Raw genomic sequence first — 23029 nt, 5'->3', positions numbered from 1 at the left:
CCTCGCAGCCCAATCTCAAGCGAGTCTCAAAACGGACACCATGGGACAGATCCCCTGCAGCAGGGGCGCTTGGGCCCTTGACGCCCTGACCGTCAGGGAGCGTGATGAAGACATGGACCTGAGGCGGTTTCCACGAGAGCACCGCGGCGCCACTGCGCTGGCGGCGGCCGTGGTGCCCCTGGTGGTCGCGTGGGTGCTGTCACTGTTCCGCAGCGACCTGACGGCAGCGACGGACGTGCTGGTCCTCGTCGCCTTCGTCGTGCTCTTCAGCGCGACCGGGATCCGCGCCGCAGGTCTCGTCGCGTCGTTGTCCGCGGCGGCGTCGTTCGACTTCTTCCTGACCGAGCCGTTCGGCTCGTTCGCCATCGACAAGCCGAACGACCTCGAGGCCGCCGTCCTGCTGCTCGTCATCGGCGGCGTGGTGACCGAGACGGCGCTGTGGGGGCTGCGGCAGGAGGCGGCGCTCAGCCGCCAGACCGGCTACGTCGACGGGGTGTTGGCGACCGCCGAGGCCGTGAGCACCCGCCGGCAGAGTCCCGAGCAGCTCACGACGGCCGTGGCCGGGCGGATCCGCGAGGTGCTCGGCCTCGACTCCTGCACGTTCATGGCAGGGGGCGCCCCTGACGCGTCAGCGGCCACCCTGCACCACGACGGGACGCTGACCTACGACGACACGACGGTCGACGCGCGGCGCGACGGCCTCCCCGTCGACTCCACCGTGGTCCTTCCCGTCACCATCGGTGGTGAGCTGCGCGGTCGCTTCCTCCTGACGGCGACGTCGCACGTGGCACGTCCGACACCCGAGCAGTGCCGGGTGGCGGTCCTGCTCGCCGACCAGGTGGCGGGGGCTCTGCCCGCGTCGGGCGCCGCCGCCCCGGAACAGCCGCCCCCGCGGTCACTCGACTGAGCCCCGGTTCCCTCGATTGAGCCCCCGCTCCCCTCGACTGATGGAGAGCGCGCTTGCCGGTTGAGCACAGCCGCCGGGTGGCTCGGGTGGGTGCTCGCTCACGCACGGCGCAGCCGCGACACCAGGCGTGACCGGTGGATCGAGACGCGCGACCACACCGCCTGCTGGAGGGCGAGTGTGGCCCAACCGGCCACCGCCATACCTGCCAGGTTCACCCCGAGCTGCAGCAGGCTGCCGCGCACCTCGCCCCAGGCGCCGAAGGCCATGGCAAGCCCGATGTTGCCGGCTGCTGGGACCGTCGTCACGGAGATGAACACCCCCGAGAGGCCACCCACGCGCGCCGAGGTCAAGGACAGCACTCCTGCGGCCGCAGCGACCACGGCCACGATGAACGACCACTTGTCGGGCGTGAAGACGAAGCCGGTCTGCGGGCGCGGTCCCGTGACGTCGTGCAGGGTCACCCAGCCGAGCGCACCGGCGGCGAGGCTGGCCAGGGTGGTCAGGAGGATGGCGATGACGAAGCCGAGCACGAGCGTGCGAGCGGCGAGGGCGAACAGCGACCCGCGTCTGCGCACGAGCGCGACGCCGAGGGCGGCGATGGCCCCGAACTCCGGACCCAGCACCATCGCCCCGATGATGAGCACCTGCGTGTCGAGCACGATGGCGATGGCGGCGATCACGGTCGCCAGCGTCATGAACGAGATGTAGGTCCAGTTCAGCTCGGAGTCCTCGTAGGCCTGCTGGGTGACGTCGGCCCACACCACCGAGTCGGCGCTGCTGCCTGGGGCCTTGAGGTCGGCGTCCAGGCCGCGCTGCGACAGCCAGGCCCGCACCGGCTCGATGTGGACACTCCCCTCGCGGTGGACCCCCAGCTCCCGCAACCGGTCGACGACGTGGTTGGCCGCCTCCCTGGCGATGTCGGCCACCACCACGTCGCCCGGGGGCTTCAGGGACGCCCCTCGCAGTGCGGACAGGCTGCTCACCGCAGGGTCCTCGGAGAGGACGGCGAGGACGTCGTCCGTGAGTGCGGCGGGTGCGGCGATGCGCAGCGTCAACATGCGCACAGTGTGCCGGTGACGCCCACCGCTGCCGTGAACGACGCGGGTATGCCGTCACTCGGCTCGACCGCCCACGGCACCCCATCGCCGCGCGGCCGGTACGCCTATCGGACTAGACGGAATGCGGGACGCCCCGCCACCCACCCCGCGGGCACCATGAGGACACGGTGGTCACCGTCTTCGGGAGCTCCGCTGCTCCCCGGTGCACGCCGACAACGTGACAGCAAGGTCGGTTCCGATGTCTGAACGTCCCCTCGAGTTCGACGCCGCGGATACGGCGACGAGCTACCAGCACGCGCTGCTCAGCCTGCACGCCCACGCCGGCACCTACGGTGACAAGAAGCCTGCGGACGTCCCGGGGTTCACTCCCCGCCCACCGCAGGACGAGCTCGCCCTGCTGGCCGGGGCCAGCACCGAGGAGGTGAGCGTCTCGTCTCGGCTGGACCTCCTCTACCGCCTGGCGGAGCAGGGTGCTGCCGACGACCCGGCCACGCGGCAGGGATACGAGCAGCTGGCGGCGTCGGTGCTCCCAGGGCGGGACCTGGAGCTGGGGCAGCTCCTGGCCGACCTGCGGACGTCCGCCCAGGAGAGGTCCTCGTTCGCCCAGACCCTGAGCGGCACGCACTTCAAGCACCACGAGACCGCCTTCATCGGCCAGCAGGTCTGCACCGTGCAGACCGTCCGCGTCAACGGCATACCGTCGACGTGGATCTACGCCGAGTTCGAGACGGACGCCGACTTCCGAGACCTGGCCAGCTGGGTGGACCCGCACAAGTGGTCGAGCTGGGGGCCGAGCTTCTTCAAGAAGATGGACTTCGTCGGGGAACCCGACCCCGCGGCCCTGGCGACCCCTCCCGGTGACGACCACTGGCACGGGGTGTTCCACGAGCAGGTGCAGCTGCTCCGCCGCCTCAACACCCTGCTGCGCTGCGCCTACTGGCGACAGGCCGACCGGGCGGTGGGCATGACCTACGACCTCGACCTCAGCCTCGACGGCGAGATCGACGTCGACCGCGGCTACCTCCTGGTGACGGCCCTCGACGGTCACATGAAGCGCGTCAAGGCGCTGAAGGTCGTGGGCTTCACCAGGCCGGAGTGGGACGCCCTGGCGCAGTTCGTCTGCCCTGTGTGGACCGACCTGGTGCGCCAGGCGGTGGCAGGGGCCACCACGAGCACGGTGACGTCGCCGACGCAGGCGCCTCCCTCCTCCTCACCGCTGGTCGACACGTTCGAGGCGTGGGTCGACTTCCTCGGCGCCTCCGCGAGCACCTACCTGAGGCTGTTCGAGGGGACGAGCGAGAAGGTGCGCGCCCGGGGCTACTCGAGCGCCGACCTCCTGGACGACGGACGGCGCTACTGGTCGCAGCTGGCCAAGGACTGGGCCAAGGCCTGGACCCACGGCATGGACACCGTGAACGAGGTCGCCGAGCACGGGGTGGACGCCGGGTTCACCCCGCCGGGGGTGCCGCACGAGGTGGGACGAGGTGCAGTCAGCGCGCTGACGAGCCCCACGACGGCCGAGCCGCCGCCGACCCCGCCCCCCGCGGCGGCGCCGGCCGGTGCCGCCGGAGCCATGGCAGGAGGCACTGCGGGAGCGCCTGCGGGGGCCGGCCCGACGGGCCCGTCCCCGGGCGCGGCCATGGGCCAGGAGCGGTCGTTCGTCCCTGTCCCGACGCTCACCCCGTCCGACGCACCCACTGTCTCGGACCTGGTGTCGATCGAGGCCGGGGGCGCCGTCCTCGCCGCCACCGAGGTCACCGTCACCGTGCACACCGAGGCTGGCGGCACACCGTCGGTGCGCCTCCGCACCACGAACACCACGGCGCCCCCGGGACTCTACGTGGGAAGCCTCCTGGGCCCAGCCGGGGTCGCGGGCATCTCGGTGCAGCTGTACGTCTCCCGCGCCACCGGGGCCTGACGCCGTGTCCGGGTCCGGGTCAGCCGAGACGACGCTCGCACGGCTGCTCGGTCGGTTGTTGACGGCGGCCGAGGCCTCGCTCGCCGCAGGCGACGTCGAGTCCGCGCGAGCCACCGCCGAGGAGGTGCGGGCGGTCGACCCGGACAACGAGCGGGCGGCGCTCATCCTGCGGCGGGTCGCGGGTCGCCGGCTGAGCCCGTTCGGCGAGCGGGCGCTGATGACCCTGCTGTTCTCCGACCTCGTCGGCTCGACGATGCTGTCCGAGCAGGTCGAGCCGGAACAGCTGCGCGACCTGTTCTCCTTCTACCGGGAAGCCGCGAAGGACGCCGTGGAGCGCTACAACGGCTACGTCATGCAGTACTCGGGGGACGGCATCCTCGCGGGGTTCGGCTACCCCGAGCCGCACGAGGACGACGCACGCCGCGCCGTGCTCGCCGGCCTCGACCTGGTCGTGGCGCTGGGCGACGCCCGGTCCGAGCTGGAACGCCGGGTCGGGGTTGCCGCGGAGGTGCGGGTCGGGATCCACACCGGGCGGGTCGTCGTGACCGACCTCAGCGACGACCGGTCGGTCCCGGAGCGCGACTCGATCGTGGGCGTCGTGCCCAACCTGGCCGCCCGGATCCAGCAGGCGGCCGAACCGGGGATGGTGGTGATCAGCGACGTCACCCAGCAGCTGGTCGACGCCGACTTCTACGTCCACTCCCTCGGGGAGCAGGTCCTGAAGGGCATCAGCCGGCCCGTGGAGGTGTATGCCGTCGAGCGGCCCCGCTACGCCGGGGCCCGGTTCGAGGCGGAGCGGTACCGCAAGGCGGGACTCGTCGGCCGGGACGAGCCACGCGACCGGCTGTTCTCGGCGTGGGACGAGGCCCGGGAAGGAACACGGACCGCGCAGGAACCAGCGTTCCTCGTGGTCGGCGAGGCGGGCATCGGCAAGTCCAGGCTGGTGGCGGAGGTCGTCGACCGGGTGGAGTCGAGCGGCGGACGCGTGCTCGGCGCCGGGTGCCTTCCCTACTACACCAACGTCTCCCTGTGGCCGATCGCCCGGCTGCTCGAGCGGACCCTCGACCTCGTCGGCAACGACCACGACCGGGTGGCCCGGCTCGTGGAGCACCTCGACTCACTCGCCCTCGACCCTGCCCCGTCGGTGCCCTTCCTGGCCTCCCTCCTGGGGGTCGCCGACGCAGACGGCTACCCCACGCCCGAGCTGGACCCGCGCGCCGTCCTGGAGGAGACCCTCGCCGTCGTCGTCGAGTGGCTGATCGCCCTGTCCGCACGGACGCCGCACCTGTTCGTGGTGGAGGACCTGCACTGGGCCGACCCCTCGACGCTGGAGCTGCTGGGGCGTGTGGTGCGAGCCCGGCCGCCCGCCCTGCTCACGCTCCTCACCACCCGCGAGGGCTCCGCCGTCGGCTGGCGGGACGAGGTCCGGACGGTCGAGCTGGGGCGCCTGGACCTGCCCGCCGCCAACCGGCTCGTCGACAACCTCGCGTTCGGCAGGGAGCTCCAGGCGGAGAAGCGCGACTCCATCGTCAGGCAGGCCGAGGGCATTCCGCTGTTCATCGAGGAACTGACGCGGTCCTGCCTCGACAACCACGGTGAGGAACCGCTGCCGCTGCGCCTCCAGGAGCTGTTCACCTGGCGGCTCAAGGCCCCGGCCGTCGACCTGCGCGTGGCCCAGGTCGCCGCCACGGTGGGGCCGACCTTCGACGTGGAGACCCTCGCGGCCGTGGTGGGCGACGGCGACACCGTGGGCGCGCAGCTGGTCGTGCTGACCGAGGAGGGAGTCATCGAACCCGGTGACCCCGCCGCCCAGACCTACCGCTTCCGTCACGCGCTGATGCGCGACGCCGCCTACGAGACCCAGGTGCTCGACGTCAGGAGACACACCCACGCACGGGTCGCAGAGGTCCTCTCCCAGCGTGGCGCCGAACCGGCCCTCGTGGCCGAGCACCTCGACCGCGCAGGGGAACCCGCGAAGGCGGCGACGCTCTACCTCGTTGCGGCACAGGCGGAACAGCGTCACGGCGCCCACACCGAGGCCACCCGGCTGCTCTCCCAGGCGCTGCACCTCCTGGGCACGCTTCCGGAGTCGGAGGAGCGCGACGTCGGCGAGCTGACCGCCACCATGCTCCGCGCCCTGAGCGTGAGCTCGATGCAGGGGTACGCGGCTCCCGAGGTGCAGGCCGACCACCGGCGGGCCGAGCTCCTGGCGACGCGGCTGGGCACGCGTCCCGAGGTCCTCCCGTCGCTCATCGCCATCTGGTCCTACTGGCTGGTGCACGGTGACCTCGGCACGGCGCGCGGCCTGATCGACCGCCTCAGCGCGATGGTCCGCGACCCCGCCTTCTCGTGGTTCGAGCCCGAGGTGGAGGCGTGCGCCGGCTGGCAGGAGCTGTATGCCGGCCACCTCGAGTCCGCGCGGGTCCTCATCGAGCGCGGGCTGGCCGGCTTCGCCGCGCGTCCCGCGGACCAGACGGTCTCCCCCTTCTGGCCGCTGCCCAACGACCCCGTCGCGGTGTCCCAGACCGCCATGGGGTGCATCAGCGCCCTGTGCGGTGACCTCTCCGAGGCGGAGCGGTGGGAGGGCGAGGCCGTCCGTCGCTCCGAGGCCATCGGCTTCCCCCAGGGTCCGTTCAGCCTCGCCTTCGTCAAGACGTTCGCCGCGTGGGTGCGGCGGTTCGCGGGTGACCAGGAGGCTGCCTGGCGGCTGGGATCGGAGGTCGTCGCCATCGGCCGGGAGCACGGGTACACGTTCTGGGCGACGATCGGCTCGGCCTACGCCGCCACCGACCCGCCCGGAGGAGAGGCGCACCGGGCCTTCCTCGAACAGGTCATCGCCACGTTGCGCCTCATGGGCCAGGAGTCGTTCGCCGCCGCGCACCTCGGCTACCTCGCGCAGCTGCACGCGGAGGCCGGTGACCCCGACCGGGCGGTTCAGCTGGTGGACGAGGCAATCGAGTCGGTGCACAAGACCGGCGAGTACCTCCACCTGCCGGAGCTGCTGCGCCAACGGGCCCGCTACAGCCTTGGCCGGGGCCGGCCCGACAGCCTCGACGCGGTGGCCGACCTGATGGAGGCGGAGGTGGTGGCCGCCCAGCAGGGTGCTGCGGTCGCCCGGCTGCGCGCTGCCGTCGACCTCGCCGCGCTGCCGCCCTCGTCACGTCCGCAAGGTTGGAAGGCGGTGCTGACCGAGGCGAGAACCGCTGTGCCACCTGCGTTCTCGAGCGCCGACACCGCTGCGGCCGACGACCTGCTGGCCGGCAGCCGTGGCTAGACGCCGCGTCGCCATCCTCGGGGGCGGCATGGCGGGGCTGACCACGGCCTGGGAGCTCAGCTCGGGTGACTGCAGGGAGCAGCTCGACTCGATCACCGTCTACCAGCGGGGGTGGCGGCTGGGCGGCAAGGGCGCCAGCAGCCGGGGCCCGCACGGTCGGGTCGAGGAGCACGGCCTGCACGTGCTGCTGGGGTGCTACGACGCCACGTTCCGGGTGCTGCGCGAGGTCTACGCCGAGCTCGACCGGGCCGTGACCGACCCGGCCTGCCCGCTCCCCGGCTGGCGCGACGCCTTCGTCCCCGCCGGCGCCGTCGGCCTGGCGGACCGCCACGACGGCGCCTGGAGCCACTTCGTGACGCAGTTCTCCAGCAACGACGCCCTTCCCGGCGAGCCCGGGGCCGAGGACCGCCGCCTGACACCTGTGGACGTCGCGTCGCGGACCGTCGGCCTGCTGATGGACTTCCACCGCGCGGTGTCGGCCCCAGGGCCGCCCGCCGAGGTCTACCTCAGCGCCTCACCCACCCCACGCCCGGCGCGGTCCGACCTCGGCGCCCTGCTCCGGGGCACCGGCCTGACGGGCTTCGCCGTCGCGCTCCAGGGCCTCACCCGCGCGGAGCAGCTGGCCTCGGGCGCCGGGCCCGACGAGGAGGTCACCAGACGCTTGGCCGCCCTCCTCGGGGCCTGGCGCGACGGCATACGCGGCGTCGTGCTCGCCGACCCGGCGCTGCGGCGGACCTGGCAGCTGGTCGACCTCGTGGTGACGAGCCTGCAGGGCATGGTCGTCGACGGGCTGCTCACGGCGAACAGCTACGACGCGATCGACCACCTCGACTACGGGGAGTGGCTCGCCCGTCACGGTGCCGCGCCGGAGACCCTCGACTCCCCCATCGTCCGGGGGATGCACGACCTGACGTTCGCCTACGCAGGAGCCGACCGCACCCGACCCGGCTTCTCGGCAGGGCTGGGACTCCACCTGGCCGGGCGCATGCTCTTCGACTTCAAGGGCTCGATCTTCTGGCGGATGCAGGTCGGCATGGGGGAGGCCGTCTTCGCGCCGCTGTACGAGGCCTTGGTCCGACGCGGCGTCGACTTCCGGTTCTTCCGCCGCCTCGACCACCTGGGGCTGGCTCCCGGCGGGTCACTCGGAACGGTCGAGCTCACCCGTCAGGCAGACCTCGCCGCCGGTCGGGCGCGGTATGACCCGCTGGTGCGGCTCGACGACCTTCCGTGCTGGCCGCACCGTCCCCTCGTCGAGCAGCTCGCCGACGACCCGGGCGACCAGCTCGAGTCCCACTGGTGGCCCGGCGCGGGAACCGGCCGGGAGACCCTCGTCGCCGGCGAGGACTTCGACGTCGCCGTGCTGGCGGTCTCCGTGGGCATGGTCCCCCACGTGGCCTCGGAGCTGGTCCGGGCCAGCCCGCGCTGGCGCCGGATGGTGGAGCGGGTGGGCACGGTGGCGACGCAGTCCGCGCAGCTGTGGCTCGACGCCTCCGAGTCCGACCTCGGGTGGTCCGGCCCGCCGACGGTCACGCTCACCGGCTTCGGCGACACGTTCGAGACCTGGGCAGCCATGTCCCACCTGCTGCCCCGGGAGAGCTGGCCGACCTCCGGCGGACCGCGCAGCATCGCCTACCTGTGTGGCGCCATGCCCGACGTCGACCCCGGGTCGGCGGACGAGGTCGTCCGACACAGGCTCACGAGATTCCTCGAGACCGAGGTTGGCTCGCTCTGGCCGAAGGCTAACGGCCGCAACGGGTTTCGCTGGAACCTGCTGTGGGACGACGAGGGGCGATGCGGCCCCGACCGGCTCGCCGCGCAGTACCTTCGGGCCAACGTCGACCCCTCCGACCGGTACGTCCAGTCACTGCCGGGCACGGGACGGTTCCGGCTGGCTCCCGGCGACACCGGCTTCGACAACCTGGTCGTCGCCGGCGACTGGACGGCATGTGGGTTCGACGCGGGATGCCTCGAGGCGGCCACGCGCTCGGGCGTCCTGGCCGCCCGGGCCGTGATGGCGGCCGGTGCGGGAGCACGGCCCGAGGAGCAGTCGGCGTGACCACCGCCTTCGAGGCCGACCGCCAGGACCGGGAGCCACTCGACCGGCTCCCGCTGGTCGCCGACGTCCAGCGCTTCGGGCTGCTCTCGGCCGCCACGGTCGTGCGCCGGTATGCCGCGGTCGTGGACCGTGCCCTGGGCACCGGCGCCTCCCCCGCGGAGCCGACTCGCCGCGCCGACGCCGGCCTCGACTGGCTGGTCGAGCTCGGCCCACGAGTCGCAGAGACGGCGCTGCGGCTCCTCGACGAGGCGACCGCCCTGGCGGTGGACGCGACCACGACGGGCTCCCCCGGTGCGCCGGAGCACCTGCAGCTGCCCGCGGCCGTCCCCGGAGCGTCCTCGCAGGTGTCCGTGTGGCTCCACAACCCCACTGCCGCACCGGTCGCCGCGCGGGTGCACGTGACCTGTCTGGTGTCAGGAGACGGCGCCGTCCTGCCGTCCGAGTCGCTCACGTGCCAGCCCTCCGACGACGTGCAGCTCGCGCCGAGCGCGGCGTGCGAGGTCCTCCTGCGGGTGAGCGTGCCGGCGAGGCAACCGCCCGGGCGCTACCACGGCCTGGTGGTCGCCTCGGTGGCACCGGAGCCGATGCGGCTCGCGCTGGAGGTCATCGACGGCGGGTCAGACGCACCGGTCGACGGTGGCGGGTCGGAGGCGCTGGTCCTCGGTGGCGGGTCCGAGGCGCCATGACCACCACCGACGCCACCGAGCCCGTCGTCGAGGAGCTCGAGCGCTACGGCCGGCTGGCCCGTGAGGCGGCGCTCTCCTACCTCGAGGCCGACGGCCTGTCTCCCTACCTCGTCGCTCCGGCAGTGGACTACCTCGCCCGCGGGGGCAAGGCCCTGCGCCCCGCGCTGTGCCTGGCCGCCTGCGAGGCGTTCGGCGGCGACCCCGCGCGCGCACTGCCGTCCGCCGCGGCGATCGAGCTGCTGCACACCGCCTTCCTGGTCCATGACGACGTCGAGGACGACAGCGACCTGCGCCGCGGCGAGCCCACGCTGCACCGGCGCTACGGCCGCGCGGCCGCCATGAACGCCGGCGACGGCCTGGCCGTCATGGCGCTCGGCGCACTGCGCGGGAACGAGCGGCTGCTCGGCCCGGCGCTGGCGGCCCGGGTCTGGGCGGAGTTCGACTTCATGGCACGCCAGACGGTCGAGGGCCAGGCGCTCGAGCTGGGCTGGCAGCGTGACGGCCTCACCGACCTCGGCCCGGACGACTACCTCGAGCTGATCATGAAGAAGACCTGCTGGTACACCACGCTGCTGCCGCTGCGCGTCGGCGCCCTGGTGGCCTCGAGCGGTGCGTCAAAGCCGGCGAACCCCTTCCGGGGCTCGGCGAGCCCTACCCCGGACCCGGAGGCCCTCCTGCGGTTCGGCTTCTTCCTCGGCGCGGCGTTCCAGATCCGCGACGACCTGCTCAACCTCACCGGGGCCGAGGCGCTCTACGGCAAGGAACGGCTCGGCGACCTGCGCGAGGGCAAGCGCACCCTCATGCTCATCCACCTCCTCGCGGTCGCCGGCGATGAAGACCGACGCCGCCTGCGGCGCTGGCTGGAGCTGCCCCCGCAGGCGCGCACGAGCGGCATACGGGAGGAGGTGCTGGCGATGATGGAGGCGCACGGGAGCCTCGCGTTCGCCGACGAGTTCGCCCGCGGCATCGCCCGGTCGGCCGCGGTCGCCTTCGACGAGGCCTTCGCCGACGCACCCGACTCCCCCTCGCGCCGGTTCGTCGCCGATCTCGTCCCCTACATGGTCGACCGCGACCGCTGACGCCGTCGTGGCGGACGGCGGGGCAGCCAGCGCCGGGCGGCGACCAGGAAGCCGATCCCGATGCCGAGGGCCACGGTGGGCATCTGCAGCGCGAAGTCGACGAGGTTCTGCACACCGGTGATCGGCTGTCCGCTGATGAGGGCCGTCGCGCCGCGCAGCCCGAGTGACCCCACGGTCAGCACGAAGAAGCCGCCGAGCACGACGACCAGGCGGGGCGGCCGGCGCACGCTGCGCGAGACCCAGGTGGCGTAGGCGCCGAGCAGCACCCCGGCCACGAGCGTTCCCGTCACGTCGCCGACCACTTTCGTGACGGCCTGCTGGGCCAGGAAGGTCCCCAGCACCCCGGCCAGCACCCACCCGAGGTCGGACATGCGGGCCCGGAAGACCAGGCCCAGCCCCACCGTGAACGGGATCCAGGCGAGCAACACCACGAGGAACGGCAGCTGGGCGGGTACCTCCTGCTCGGTGAGCGCGGCGGCGCCGGCCCCGCTGACCTCCGCGGCCGCCACGATGCCCACGACCATCTGGGCGAGGATGAGGAAGGACCAGACCAGCCGGCCGGTCCCGGAGGTGATCCGGCCGGCGAGCAGCTCTCCGGCGCCCGCCGAGAGCGTGTCACCGGGCAGCACCACGAACAGGGCTGGGAGGACGACGAGCACCGGTCCGGCAAGGTCGACGATGCCCGGCCGGATGGCGAAGGCCACCCAGGTCAGCACCGCCGCCGACACCGCCGGAAGGAAGGCCTCGGCCGGCCGCCCGTCGACGGCCACCAGCATCAGGCCCATGATCAGACCGAGCACGACGGCGGTGACCACCTCCGAGGTCGTGGCCACGACGCTGGGCGCGAAGCCGGCAGCGAACAACATGACGCCGAGCACGCGCGTCCACCAGCCCAGGCGCGGCGGAGCCTGCGCCACCACCTCGAGCCGCTCGCGAGCCGCGGTCGCCGGCATACCGCGTTCGAGCGCGTCGACGATCTCCCGCGCGGCGCTGACCCGGTCGAGCCGGGCGATGCCCGGCACGGTGCGCACCACGACCATCCCGCCCGTGCCGTCGCCCGCGACGGGCGTCGGTGCCAGCACCAGCTGCTCGGGCAGCACGAGCAGCTCGACATCGGTACCCAGCGCTGCGGCGGCCCGGCGCAGCTCGCCCTCCGCCAGCCCGACCCCCTCGCCGCTGTTGGCGAGCAGCACCTGCGCGAGCAGCCGGAGGACGTCGAACCCGACGCCTCCGTCGGCCTCGAGGTCCCGGCCGGCCACGGTGGTGACTCAGCTCCTGGTCGCGGCGTACCGCTGCAGGAACAGGGCCTCGGCCAGCGCCATGGCGGAGATCTCGCGCGGGTCGACGCTCTCGTTGGGCGCGTGGATGAGGGCCTGCGGCTCCTCCGTGCCCATGAGGATGATCTCCGCGTCGGGGAAGGTGTCCGCGAAGACGTTGCACAGCGGGATGGAGCCGCCCTGTCCGAGGGTGGTCATGGGATCCCCATAGGCCTCCTCCATCGCCTCCGCGATGGCCCGGTATGCCGGTCCGTCGGTCCGGGCACGGAACGGTGCACCGGAGGCCTCGAGGGCGACGTCGACGTGGACGCCCCACGGGGCCGCGCTCAGCAGGTGGGCCCGCAGGGCGGCCTCCGCCTTGCCCGGCTCCATGCCCGGCGGGATGCGCAGGTTGAGGCGGGCTGCCGCCCGCGGGTTGATCGCCGACGCCGAGCCGACCACCGGTGGGCAGTCGATGCCGATGACGGTGACCGCGGGCCGGGCCCACAGCATGTCCGACACGCTGCCGTCGCCGAGCAGCTCCACGCCGTCGAGCGTCCCGGCGTCACCGGCGAACTGGGACGGGTCGTAGGGGGCCCCGGACCACGTCTGGCTCGCGTCGAGCCCCGCGATGGTGGTGTTGCCCTTGTCGTCGCGCAGCGAGGCCAGGATGGCGATGAGGGCGGCGAGGGCGTCGGGGGCGGCGCCGCCGAACATGCCGGAGTGCAGCTCGGAGCGCAGCGCCTCGACGGTCACCACCACGTTGACCATGCCGCGCAGGCTGACCGTCACGGCCGGGTGGCCCACCGATGCGTTCCCGGTGTCGCACACCAGGATCGCGTCGGCGGCGAACAGGTCGGGCTGCTGCGGCACCAGCCCCTCGAGCCCGCCCGTGCCCTGCTCCTCCGAGCCCTCGACGACGAGCTTGAGGTTGACCGGCACGTCACCGCCCAGGGCACGCAAGGCGGTGAGGTGCATGAGGATGTTCGCCTTGCAGTCGCAGGCGCCGCGTCCGTACCAGCGGCCGTCGACCTCAGTCAGCTCGAACGGTGCTGTGCGCCAAGCCTTCTCGTCCAACGGCGGCTGCACGTCGTAGTGCGCGTAGAGCAGGACCGTTGGTGCGCTGGGGTCGCCGCATGGCCGGGACCCCACCACGGCCTTGCTGCCGTCGGCGGTCTCGACCAGGCGTGCGTCGGTGAACCCCAGGGCCGCGAAACGTTCACGGACCCAGTTCGCCGCCCTCTCGCACTCCTCGGGCGGGTACTGCCGGGGGTCGGCGACCGACGGTATCGAGACCAGCTCGGCGAGCTCTTCCCGGGCCAACGGCATGAGGTCGCCGACCCGGTCCTGGAGGTGGTGCTGCACCGTCATGGCTCACCCACCCGAGTTCTCGAGCTTGAGGCCGTCGACGAACTTCTGGAACTCGGCGAGCTGGTCGGGGCAGTAGACCTTGATGACCAGCAGCTCGCCCTGCACCACCCGGCTGTTCGCGATGACCGGACGGCTGCCGGGGCCACTGGCGCCGTTGGCCAGCTGGGCGAGCAGGGTAGCCCGGCTCAGGGCGCCGTTGGGGTCGGCGCAGACGGCGCCGCCGTCACTGCCCAGCACCCGCACCACGGCCGTCTTGGAGGGAGTGGGTGCCCCGATCTTCTGCAGCTCGCTGATGAGCTGGTCAGCCTTCTGGTCGGCTTCCGCAGTGCGCTTCGCCGACCGGAAGGCGATGAGGCCGCCGACCATCAGCAGCACCACGACGAGGCCGATGACGAGGTAGAGCGTGCGCCGCTCCCGGCTGGTCTGCGTCTCCTGCACGGTGGTCATGACGGGCTCACCTCCGCCTGGGTCTCGTCGGGCTGCTTCCACGACGGCTTGCGCATCCGGTAGAAGAGGAACGGCACGAGGAGTCCGAGCCCGAGGGCGCCACCGCCGACGATGAGCACGTAGACGCCGGGGCTGCTCTCACCGAACTGCGACGGCGGGATGAAGCCGACGAGCAGGGCGGCCAGCGAGGCGGCGAAGCCGACGCCACACAGCGAGAGCAGGATGGGCGCACGGTACCCGCGCGGGTGGTCGGGGTGGTTGCGGCGCAGGCGGACGGCCGCGACGAACATCAGCAGGTACATGATCAGGTACACCTGCGTCGTGATCACCGAGAAGATCCAGTAGGCGCTCGAGACCGACGGGATCAGCGCGTAGCCGAGGGCGATGACGGTCGTGATGACGCCCTGGGTCACGAGGATGTTCTGCTGCACGCCGTTCTTGTTCAGCTTCTGCAGGAACGGAGGCAGGTAGCCCTCCTGCCGTGAGATCAGCAGCAGGCCCTTGGAGGGGCCGGCCAGCCAGGTGAGCATGCCCGAGAGCGAGGCGGTCACGAGCATGACGCCGATGATGGGCGTCAGCCACTGCCAGCCGAACTCGGCGAAGACGGCCTCGAACGCCTGCATGATGCCGGCGGTCAGCGAGAGCTCTTCGGACGGCACGAACCAGCTGATCGCCAGTGCCGGCAGGATGAAGATCGCCAGGACCAGCCCCATGGCCAGGAACATCGACCGGGGGAACTCCTTGCCCGGGTTCCGCAGCGACGACACGTGCACCGCGTTCATCTCCATGCCGGAGTACGACAGGAAGTTGTTGACGATCAGCACCAGGCTCGCCAGCCCGGCCCACTCCGGGAGGATGTGGCTGGCGTCCATGGGGGCGGCGGACGCGTTGCCCTGGCCGAGGAAGACGATGCCGAGGGTGACCAGGATGACGCCGGGGATCAGCGTCCCGATGATCAGGCCGCCACTGGCCAGGCCGGCAATGCCCTTGGTGCCGCGGGACGAGACCCAGACACCGGTCCAGTAGACGACCACGATGACCAGTGCCGTCCACACACCGCTGCTGGCAAGCTCAGGGTTGAAGACGTACGCCAGCGTGCTGGCCACGAAGCCCAAGAGGGTCGGGTAGTAGAAGATCGTCATCGCGAACTGGCACCAGACCGCGAGGAAGCCCATCGGCTTGGAGATGCCCTCCGACACCCACTTGTAGACGCCCCCGTCCCAGCCCGAGGCGAGCTCCGCGGAGACGAGCGAGGTCGGCAGGAGGAAGACGATCGCCGGCACGATGTACAGGAAGACTGCGGCCAGGCCGTAGACGGCCATGGTCGGCGCCGCGCGCAGGCTCGCCACGGAGCTCGTCGTCATCATCGCCAGGGCGGCCCACGAGATGTAGGCCGCGGCCGGGGCGCGGGTGCGTGCGGCGGGTGCGGCCGCGGACGGCGTCACGGGGACGTCGGCGGCGCTCATGGTCGATCGTCCCTCTCGGATGGAGTCCCGCAACGGACACCGCAGCTAGTCGTCATCGGCATCAACCCCTGTCACCCCAAGTGGACCTAACTGCCTTCCCACGCTAGGGAGGACGGCACCGCGCCAGATCACCCGGCAGGGATGAGAACCGGCAGGTCAGGGGTCTGCCACGGGATCGCTGGCGACGGGGTGGCTCAGGAGACGACGGCCAGCCCGTGGTCGGTGCTGTTGAGGCGGCGGCCGCCGTCATCGGTCACGACGACGATGTCCTCGATCCGTACGCCGAACCGGCCGGAGAGGTAGATGCCCGGCTCGATCGAGAAGCACATGCCCGGCACCAGCGGCTGGGTCTCCCCCTCCACCATGTACGGCGGCTCGTGGGTGGTGACCCCGATGCCGTGGCCGGTGCGGTGGATGAAGTCCGGTCCGTGGCCCATGTCGGTGATGACCCGACGGGCCACCCGGTCGATCTCCTGGCAGGTCACACCCGGGCGCACCGCCTCGAAGGCGGCCTGCTGCGCCTGTTGCACCACCTGGTGCACCGCGAGCACCTCGGCCGACGGCTCTCCCACCGAAACGGTGCGGGTGGTGTCGGACCCGTAGCCGTGCAGGAGCCCGCCGAAGTCGAGCACGACGGCGTCGCCGGTGCGGATGACCCGGTCCCCGGCCTCGTGGTGCGGGTTGGCGCCGTTGGGGCCCGACCCCACCACCGTGAAGTCGACCTGCTCGTGCCCGAACCTGCGCAGCAGTGCTGCCAGGTCGGCGGCGACCTCGGTCTCCCGTCGGCCCGCGAACGGCAGCCGCAGCACCTGCTCGTAGGCCGCGTCGGCGGCCGCCCCTGCCGCGGCGAGCCGGGCCACCTCCGCGTCGTCCTTGACCGCCCGCATCATCGGCATCGCGTCGGTGAGGGCCCGGTATGCCGTGTGCGGCAGCTCTCGTTGCAGCCCCAGCAGGTGCAGGGCCCAGGCGGAGTCGGAGACGCCCCAGGTGCCCGAACCGGCCAGCAGGTCGGCGGCGGCCCGGTAGGGGTCCGTGCCGTCGGCCCAGTCGCGGACCGCCACGGCGGCGGCACCCTCGGCCCTCTCGACGTCGGGTCGTTCCAGAACCGGCACCAGGAGAGCCGGATCGGCGTCCGGGCGCAGCACCAGCATGGTCAGCCGCTCCGTGATCGCGGTCGGCCGGTACCCTGTCAGCCACACGAGGTCGGGCCCCGGGGTCACGACGAGCCCGGCCAGGCCGGCCTCCCCTGCGTCACGCGCCACCCGTGCCATCCGCGCGCGGTAGTCGTCGGTGGTGAACGCCGGGAACGACGGTCGCTCGGTCGTGGTCATGGGTCCTCCCCCGCGGTCGTGCCTCGTTGTGACGAGGCTACGGAGGCCCGCTCCCGGGATCCATCACCCTCTCCGGGTGAGCGCGGCCGCGGGCCCAACGGCCCTGTCCCGCTCACCACCGCCTCCGGACGCTGAAGGCATGACGCAGCGCACCGACTCCGCCCTGCCCTCCGACCGTGCCGCGCACGACGACGAGCACGACGACGAGCACGACGACGAGCACGTGGCCTGGTTCGAGGAGCTCACGCGCGCGGACGTCGCCCGCGCGGGTGGCAAGGGGGCCAACCTCGGCGAGCTGACCCGGGCCGGGATGCCGGTGCCGCCGGGCTTCGTCATCACCGCACAGTCCTACCTCCACGCCATCGAGAGGGCCGGTGTGCGCGGCGCGATGCAGGCCGCTGCCGGCGAGCTCGACGTCGACTCGCCCGAGGCGCTGGCCGGTGTGGCCGCCCGGCTCCAGGAGCTGGTGCGGTCGGCCGGCCTGCCCGACCAGCTGCGCGGGGAGGTCCTCGCCGCCTACGACCGTCTCGGTGACGGCTGCCGGGTCGCCGTGCGCTCCTCGGCCACGGCCGAGGACACCGCCTCGACATCGTTCGCGGGCATGAACGAGACGTTCACCAACGTCACCGGCCACGACGAGCTGCTGAAGCGGGTCGTCGACTGCTGGGCCTCCCTGTTCGGTCCCCGGGTGGTCGCCTACCGGGCGACGCAGAGGCTCGCCGAGGAGCCGGCCATCGCGGTCGTCGTGCAGCGCATGGTCGACTCCGACGCCTCGGGCGTCATGTTCACCGCCGACCCCGCCACCGGGGACCGGGGCACGGTGGTGGTCGAGGCGGCATACGGGCTGGGCGAGGTGGTGGTGGGCGGCCAGGTCGCCCCCGACACCTACGTCGTCGCCAAGGACGGCCCCCGCCTACGCCAGGTGCACGTGGGCAGCAAGGCCGAGAAGGTCGTGCGCGGACCGGACGGGCACGACCTCCGGCTGGCCGTGCCACCGGCGGAGCAGGGCCGCCGGGTGCTCGACGACGACACCGTGCTCGACCTGGCGCGCCTCGCCATGGACATCGAGGAGCACTACGGCACACCGCAGGACGTCGAGTTCGCCCGCGAGGACGGCCGCACGTGGATCGTGCAGTCACGGCCGATCACCACGCTCGGAACGGAGTCCGGAGCGGAGGCACCGGGCACGGTGCTCGTCAGTGGCCTCGCCGCCGCACCGGGGCTCGGCACCGGGGCGGTGCGGATCCTGCACAGCACGGCCGACGGGCCGAGCCTGCAGGAGGGCGAGGTGCTCGTCGCGACCATGACCAACCCCGACTGGGTCCCCACGATGCGTCGGGCGGCGGCGCTGGTCACCGACGGTGGCGGCGTCACCTGTCACGCCGCGATTGTCGGACGCGAGCTGCACCTGCCCACCATCGTCGCCACCCGCAACGCGACCACCGTGCTGCGCGACGGCGAGCTGGTCACCGTCGACGGCGCCAAGGGTGTCGTGTATGCCGGCGCCGCACCATCCGTCGCTCCAGGCAGCGTCGCGGGCGCCCTTGTGGCACAGCCGGCTTCGGCCGCGCCAGCTCAGGCCGCCCCTTCCGTCGAGACGACGGGGACACTGCTCTACGTCAACCTCGCCATCGCCGACCACGCCGAGGAGGTCGCGGCGATGCCGGTCGACGGCGTGGGGCTGCTACGGGCCGAGTTCATGATCACCGACGCGCTCAAGGGCGAGCACCCGAAGCACCTCCTGGCGACCGGGCGACGTGACGAGTTCGTGGCGACCATGGCCGAGTCGGTGCTGCGCATCACGCGCGCGTTCGCTCCCCGCCCCGTGGTCTACCGCGCGGTCGACTTCCGCACCAACGAGTTCCGCGGCCTAACGGGCGGCGACGAGTTCGAGCCGGTCGAGGACAACCCGATGATCGGGTACCGCGGCTGCTACCGCTACATCCGCGACCCGGAGCTCTTCACACTCGACCTCGACGTCATCGCTCGGGTGCGCGAGCAGACGCCGAACCTGCACCTGATGATCCCGTTCGTGCGCACCCGCTGGGAGCTCGAGGCGTGCCTCGAGGCGGTCGAGGCCCACGAGCTGGGACGACAGCGCGGGCTGCACCGCTGGGTCATGGCCGAGGTGCCCTCGGTGGTCTTCCGGATCCCGGAGTACGCGTCCCTCGGCATCGACGGCGTCTCCATCGGCTCCAACGACCTCACCCAGCTGGTCCTGGGCGTCGATCGCGACTCCGAGATCTGCGCCGAGCTGTTCGACGAGTCCGACGCCGCCGTCGTCGACGCCATCCAGCGCATCATCGGCGCGTGCCGCGACGTCGGGATCACGTCGTCGCTGTGCGGTCAGGCTCCCTCGAACCGGCCGGAGTTCGCCGAGGTGCTGGTCCGCGCCGGCATCACGTCGATCTCGGTGAACCCCGACGCCGTCGAGCGGGCCCGCCGGGTGGTCGCGCGCGCCGAGCGGCGCATGCTGCTCGACCACGTCCACCCGACCTGACCGACGACGGTCGTTGTTGACGGTCGTTGTTGTTGACGGTCGTTGTCAGTGCGTCGCAAGCTCGGGCTGGCGTGCCGACGTGCCGATGTGGATGTCCATCACGTCGTGGAGCAGCTGCACCGCCTCGTCGTGCGGTCGCTGGAACGAGTTGCGGCCCATGATCGTGCCGGACCCGCCGCCGAGCGCCGTCTGCCGGTTCTCCTCGAGCACGGCGGCCGTCTCCTTGGCCGCGCCGCCGGAGAAGATGACGATGCGGTGGCCGTCGAAGGCCGACTGCACGACGTGGCGGACCCGGTCAGCCAGCGTGCCCAGCGGCACGCCCGCCTTGTCGAGCGCCTTGCGGGCCGCCGGGCTCTCGACCATCTCCGTCGGAGGCTTCACCTTGACGATGTGGGCGCCGAGCTGGCAGGCGAGGTGCGCGGCATACGCCACGACGTCCACTGCGGTGCGGCCCTGCTCCGACACCCCCGAGCCACGGGGGTAGGACCAGACCACCAGGGGAAGCCCGGCGTACGCGGCATCCGTCGCGAGGCTGCGCAGGTTCTCGTACATGCGGTTCCGGAACGCCGACCCCGGGTAGATGGTGAAGCCGACGGCGGCGCAGCCGAGCCGCACCGCGTCCTCCACACCCGCCGTCACGGCCGGCTCGGGGTCGGCGCCGACGTAGAGCGAGTCGGAGCTGTTGCACTTCAGGATCAGGGGCAGCTCCGAGGCGAACCCCGGCGCCACGAGCTGGGCGGCGCCGAGGGGCAGCGCGTGGGCGCTGCAGCCGGCGTCGAGCGCGAGCTGGGCGTGGTAGCGGGGGTCGTAGCCGGCCGGGTTCGCCGCGAAGCTGCGGGCCGGGCCGTGCTCGAAGCCCTGGTCGACGGGCAGCACCACCAGCTTCCCGGTCCCGCCCGTGCGCCCCTGCTCGAGGATCCGTCGCAGGTTGCCGAGCGTCTGGGCGTCGTCACCCTCGTACCAGGACAGGATCTCGTCGACTCGTCGTGACATGGCTGCCTCTTCTCTCACCTGTTCGCCGACCCGTTTGTCCACCGGGGACCGTGGACACAACCCGGCGACGCCGGTTCCGACGCCTCCACCGTGCGCCCGCCCCCACCCCGCCCATAGGTCCGTTGGTCCCGACTCTGCCTCGCGGGCCTCCCCGCGGTCCTACGCTGCGACCACCACGGCCCGACCGGGAGGACGCAGGAGGACGCATGGCCACGGACGCGACCACACGACGACGCCCCCGGCTGCTGGTGGTGGTCGCCCACCCCGACGACGAGACCTTCGGCTGCGGTTCGGTGCTCCTGTATGCCGCCGCGGCGGGTGCCGTGACCGGCGTCGTGTGTGCCACGCGTGGCGAGGAGGGGTCCCCGGCGCCGGGCGTCGACGTGCCGGCGGAGGGCCTCGGCGCGCTCCGGGAGAGGGAGCTGCACGACGCGGCGGCCCTGCTCGGTGTCTCCGAGGTCGTGCTGCTCGGCTACCGCGACTCCGGAATGGACGGCGCGGCGCCGCCGGGCTCGCTGGTGGCCGCGCCCCCGGACGACGTCGTGGGGGCCGTGCGGAAGGCGGTCACCGCCTTCGACGCCGACGTCGTGGTCACCCTCGACGCCAGCGACGGCCACCGTGACCACGCGCGTATGCGGGAGGCCACGGTGGCGGCGGTGGAGGGGCTGCCGGTCCGCGTCTACCTGCACTGCCTGCCCCGCTCGCTCATGCGCCGGTGGCTGGCCCACCACGCGGGCGGCGACGCGGCCGCCAGCTACGAGCAGTTCCCCGACCTCGGCACCCCGGATGAGCTGCTGACGACGGTGCTCGACACCTCCGAGCACCTGCCCCGGCGGGAGGAGGCCATCGCGGCCCACCGGTCGCAGACCTCGCCTTTCGAGGGCCTGCCCGACGACCTGCGCCAGGCCTTCCTCGGCCGTGACCACCTCATCCGGGCTGTCCCCGCCTGGGACGGTGGCGCCCAGGAGCAGTCACTCTTCGCGGAGGAGATCTCGTTGAGGGAGCGGTCCTGATGAACGGTCAGCGCTGTCCGCGGAGGTCGCGCAGCCGGCGTCGGGCCGCGCCGAGCGCCCGTCGGTGCAGCGGCCGCGCTGTGCCCGCCGTCGCAGGGGCGGCCGCCGTGGTGCTCGTCCTGGACGCGCTCTCCTCCGCGGGGCGGGCGGACGGCTGGGTCCGCACGCGCAGGGCCAGCCGGCCGTTCTTCGTCTCGTAGGGCTGGGCCCGCATCCCGGCGACCTCGAAGGGCGCCGGCAGCTCGACCCCTCCGGTGCGGACCGTCGGTCGCGAGTCGTAGCCCAGCGCCGCGACCCGGAGCCGCAGGTCCCAGACACCCGCGTTCAGGGGCGACCCCATCAGGGCGGTGGCCGGGTCGAGGGTCGCCTGCGCCTCGACCGCGAGGGCGCACGCGTCGTCGTGCGGAACCAGCGCCGTCGTCGCCGTCGTGGGCAGGAACCACTCGGCGTTGGTCGCCCGCTCGGTGAGCACGACGTCGACCCGCGCGCTGCCCAGGTCACCCGACACCTCGAGCAGGGCAGCCACCTCCGGCGGCACCGGAGCCGAGGGCTGCTGGCGCACGGTGGCGCCGTCGGGCTCGAACCGCACCGGACCGTCGGGACCCTCGAGCAGGGTGCGCACCGTCAGCAGGAGCGCACCCTCCACCACCGCAGCGGACTCGAGCGTGGGGCGGGTCGTCACCGCGGCCTCGGCGGTGGAGTAGCGCACCAGGCCCTCGAGGTCGCCGGCGCGCAGCAGCGCCGCGCGCACACGGTGCGCGGGCGGCATACCGTCGTCCAACCCCTCGTCGAAGCGGTCGCGGGTGACGCGGCGGGCCTCCTCCAGGAAGGCGGGCCGGGAGTCCTCCGGCCAGGTGCGGAAGCCTCCGGGGCCGAACCGGTCGAGCACGGTGGCCTTGAACCAGAACTCGTGGGCTCTCCGCTTCTCCTCCTCGGGGAGCGCCCACCCGTCGACGACGTCGAGCACCGCGTCGAGCGCCCCGTAGTAGTCGTACGGGTCGGGCACGCCGACCGAGTTGTTACCGCCGTGGATGATCCACCGGTAGCAGGGCTGGTCGGCCACGACACTGAGCCTCGGCCGGTGCCCGTGACAGGCGGCCAGGAAGTGGTGGTCCTCCAGCCGGCGCAGGTGCTCCGGGAAGCGGATGTCGTGCTCGTCGAGGAACGCACGGCGGAACATCTTGTGCGGTGTCGAGATGTCCATGACGTGGTCACGGAAGAAGTCGGCCTCACCGCTGCTGCGACGGAAGGCTTCCGGCCCCATGGTGCGGCCCCCCGTGCGGACCTCCTTGCCGGCCACGACGTCGGACGCGTTCTCGCGCGCCGAGTCGAGCATGTGCTCGAGACCGGCCGGGTACAGCTCGTCGTCCTGGTCGAGGAAGAGCACGTACTCCCCCGTCGCCATCCCGAGCCCGACGTTGCGCGGTCGGCTGGGCCAGCCGGAGTTCTCGATCCGGGTCGTGCGCACCCACGGCTCGGCGGCGGCGAGGTCGAGCAGGCGCTCCCTCGTGCCGTCGGTCGACCCGTCGTCGACGAGCACCAGCTCGAGCGCGTCGGTGCCGATGGTCTGGGTGCGCACCGACTCGACCGCGGCGTCGAGGAGCTCGCCGGGGTTGTAGACGGCGACAACGACACTCACCTGCACAGCCACGGGGAAGAGCCTCTCAGACAGTC

Annotated in this window: 16 protein-coding genes; 8 read left to right on the top strand and 8 right to left on the bottom strand. The window is 72.6% G+C overall.

Annotated elements, in window-relative coordinates; genetic code table 11:
• The first annotated feature begins 112 nt into the window (after positions 1 to 112).
• A complete protein-coding gene (locus tag BMW78_RS08105; protein ID WP_177180307.1) occupies positions 113 to 907 on the top strand; it encodes a DUF4118 domain-containing protein in 795 nt (264 codons plus the stop codon).
• A 98-nt stretch (positions 908 to 1005) separates the two neighbouring features.
• Here the strand turns inward: BMW78_RS08105 and BMW78_RS08100 are convergent, their stop codons facing one another.
• Positions 1006 to 1965 carry a DUF389 domain-containing protein gene (locus BMW78_RS08100; RefSeq protein ID WP_091758104.1) on the bottom strand — a complete coding sequence of 320 codons (960 nt, stop codon included), beginning with the start codon at positions 1963 to 1965 and terminating at the stop codon, positions 1006 to 1008.
• A 238-nt stretch (positions 1966 to 2203) separates the two neighbouring features.
• On the opposite strand from BMW78_RS08100, the gene BMW78_RS08095 reads away from it, so the two are divergent.
• From BMW78_RS08095 to BMW78_RS08075, 5 genes are read left to right on the top strand one after another with little or no spacing between them, the layout of a single operon-like run.
• Entirely contained in the window at positions 2204 to 3883 is a 1680-nt protein-coding gene (locus BMW78_RS08095) for a hypothetical protein (protein WP_091758102.1), read from the top strand.
• A gap of 4 nt (positions 3884 to 3887) precedes the next feature.
• Entirely contained in the window at positions 3888 to 7157 is a 3270-nt protein-coding gene (locus tag BMW78_RS08090) for an ATP-binding protein (protein WP_091758100.1), read from the top strand.
• Positions 7150 to 9213 carry an NAD(P)-binding protein gene (locus tag BMW78_RS08085; RefSeq protein ID WP_143056183.1) on the top strand — a complete coding sequence of 688 codons (2064 nt, stop codon included), beginning with the start codon at positions 7150 to 7152 and terminating at the stop codon, positions 9211 to 9213. Before BMW78_RS08090 ends, BMW78_RS08085 begins: the two co-directional genes overlap by 8 nt.
• Positions 9210 to 9899 carry a hypothetical protein gene (locus BMW78_RS08080; RefSeq protein WP_091758097.1) on the top strand — a complete coding sequence of 230 codons (690 nt, stop codon included), beginning with the start codon at positions 9210 to 9212 and terminating at the stop codon, positions 9897 to 9899. Before BMW78_RS08085 ends, BMW78_RS08080 begins: the two co-directional genes overlap by 4 nt.
• Positions 9896 to 10978: a polyprenyl synthetase family protein gene (locus BMW78_RS08075; RefSeq protein ID WP_091758095.1), complete on the top strand. Its 1083-nt coding sequence runs from the start codon at positions 9896 to 9898 to the stop codon at positions 10976 to 10978. The genes BMW78_RS08080 and BMW78_RS08075 overlap by 4 nt, the downstream gene beginning before the upstream one ends.
• Here BMW78_RS08075 and BMW78_RS08070 read toward each other — a convergent pair.
• The 5 genes from BMW78_RS08070 to BMW78_RS08050 form a co-directional block, all read right to left on the bottom strand.
• On the bottom strand, positions 10954 to 12237 hold the full coding sequence (locus BMW78_RS08070) for a threonine/serine exporter family protein (RefSeq protein ID WP_091758093.1): 1284 nt from the start codon (positions 12235 to 12237) through the stop codon (positions 10954 to 10956). The two genes, BMW78_RS08075 and BMW78_RS08070, sit on opposite strands and share 25 nt — an antisense overlap.
• A gap of 9 nt (positions 12238 to 12246) precedes the next feature.
• Entirely contained in the window at positions 12247 to 13605 is a 1359-nt protein-coding gene (locus tag BMW78_RS08065; RefSeq protein WP_091758091.1) for a dipeptidase, read from the bottom strand.
• A gap of 3 nt (positions 13606 to 13608) precedes the next feature.
• Positions 13609 to 14052, bottom strand: coding sequence for a hypothetical protein (locus BMW78_RS08060; protein WP_091758089.1), 444 nt, complete (start codon positions 14050 to 14052; stop codon positions 13609 to 13611).
• Positions 14049 to 15518, bottom strand: coding sequence for a glutamate/gamma-aminobutyrate antiporter GadC (gadC, locus tag BMW78_RS08055; protein ID WP_091758087.1), 1470 nt, complete (start codon positions 15516 to 15518; stop codon positions 14049 to 14051). The genes BMW78_RS08060 and gadC overlap by 4 nt, the downstream gene beginning before the upstream one ends.
• A gap of 194 nt (positions 15519 to 15712) precedes the next feature.
• Positions 15713 to 16849, bottom strand: coding sequence for an aminopeptidase P family protein (locus tag BMW78_RS08050; protein ID WP_091758085.1), 1137 nt, complete (start codon positions 16847 to 16849; stop codon positions 15713 to 15715).
• A gap of 139 nt (positions 16850 to 16988) precedes the next feature.
• Here BMW78_RS08050 and ppsA point away from each other — a divergent pair, with 139 nt between their 5' ends.
• Positions 16989 to 19349: a phosphoenolpyruvate synthase gene (ppsA, locus tag BMW78_RS08045; RefSeq protein WP_091758082.1), complete on the top strand. Its 2361-nt coding sequence runs from the start codon at positions 16989 to 16991 to the stop codon at positions 19347 to 19349.
• 45 nt (positions 19350 to 19394) lie between these two features.
• Here ppsA and BMW78_RS08040 read toward each other — a convergent pair whose 3' ends face one another.
• Positions 19395 to 20342, bottom strand: coding sequence for a class I fructose-bisphosphate aldolase (locus BMW78_RS08040; RefSeq protein ID WP_091758080.1), 948 nt, complete (start codon positions 20340 to 20342; stop codon positions 19395 to 19397).
• Positions 20343 to 20548: 206 nt separating this feature from the next.
• On the opposite strand from BMW78_RS08040, the gene BMW78_RS08035 reads away from it, so the two are divergent.
• Positions 20549 to 21355, top strand: coding sequence for a PIG-L deacetylase family protein (locus tag BMW78_RS08035; protein ID WP_091758078.1), 807 nt, complete (start codon positions 20549 to 20551; stop codon positions 21353 to 21355).
• Between the two features lie 7 nt (positions 21356 to 21362).
• On the opposite strand, the gene BMW78_RS08030 is transcribed toward BMW78_RS08035, so the two are convergent.
• Entirely contained in the window at positions 21363 to 23006 is a 1644-nt protein-coding gene (locus BMW78_RS08030; protein WP_177180306.1) for a glycosyltransferase family 2 protein, read from the bottom strand.
• Positions 23007 to 23029 lie beyond the last annotated feature (23 nt).

This window comes from Pedococcus cremeus, assembly GCF_900111375.1.
In the GTDB taxonomy this organism is placed as follows: Bacteria; Actinomycetota; Actinomycetes; order Actinomycetales; family Dermatophilaceae; genus Pedococcus_A; species Pedococcus_A cremeus.
The sequence above is the reverse complement of the archived record's forward strand: the minus strand, read 5'-3'. Positions and strand labels throughout refer to the sequence as shown.